Annotated in this window: 1 pseudogene; it reads right to left on the bottom strand. The window is 40.3% G+C overall.

Features of this window, described 5'->3' with window-relative positions:
* A pseudogene (locus tag CXF54_RS12880) lies at nucleotides 1-1,206 on the bottom strand (hypothetical protein); the annotation flags it as partial.

Genomic DNA, 1,206 nt, shown 5'->3' on the forward strand with positions numbered 1-1,206 from the left:
GTTGGTTACTACAAATGTGTAGTTAATAGCATCGCCTGGACTTACAAATCCGTCTCCATTGGCATCTACATATGAACTTGTTTTTACTAAGCTTAATACTGGTGTAGATAAGATTGGTAAGTTTGTTGGATCATTAGTATCATCGGCATCAGCATCACTGTTTCCTGGTTGACCTTCGTCATCATTTGGATTCGTACTATCTGATGTATCTGTTACTGCTGTTCCGTTTGGATCTGTTCCATTTGCTGTTGCTGTGTTTTCTACAGTTCCTGCATTAACATCGGCTTGTGTAATAGTGTATACTGATGTGATTGTTGCTGTTTCGGTTGGTTGTAATGTTGATGGACTAACCACTGCATTACTTAATCCGATAGTAGCATCTGTTACACTTACATTCTCTATAGTAGTACTTCCTGTGTTTTCTACTGTGAAGGTATACGTTACATCGTCTCCTGCTCCTAATAAACCATCGCCATTAGTATCTGCTAAAGCACTTACGCCTTTAGTTAATGCGATACTGCTTGCTGTTGGTAATGGACTGTTTGTTGGATCGTTATCAGCTCCTGTATCATCGGCTGCATTTCCAGAATCCGAAGCATCGGTTACTGGTGTTCCGCTAGCGTCTGTTCCACTTGCTAAAGCTTCATTACTAATAGTTCCCGCGTTGATATCATCTTGTGTGATAACATAACTTGCTGTGAACGTAATGATGTCTCCTGGTAAAGCATCAAATGCATCGCCATCTAAATCTAAATCGGCGCCTCCAATACTATATAGTGGTGTTGGTGTAGCTCCGGTTCCTGTAAAAGTTGTTTCACCAACTGTTACATCGTTTACCGTTACGTTTCCTGTGTTTTCTACTGTATATACATAATCGATTTGATCATTTACATCTAATCCAACTGGTGCATTATCAACATAAGTACTTGTTTTTACTAATGTTAATGCTGGTGTTGCTAAGATTGGTGTTGCTGTAGCATCATTATCAGCTCCTGTATCATCTGCTGCATTTCCAGAATCTGAAGCATCGGTTACTGCTGCTCCACTTGGATCGGTTCCGTTGGTTGCTGCTTCGTTAGTTACTATTCCTGCATCAATATCTGCTTGTGTTAAGCTATACGTTGCACTGAATTGTAATATATCTCCTGGATTAGCATCGAAGTCATCCGCGTCACCGTCTAAATCAAAACCACCTCCTGTATATAC

Origin of the sequence: Olleya sp. 1-3 (genome assembly GCF_002836085.1) — a bacterium.
GTDB lineage: Bacteria > Bacteroidota > Bacteroidia > Flavobacteriales > Flavobacteriaceae > Olleya > Olleya namhaensis.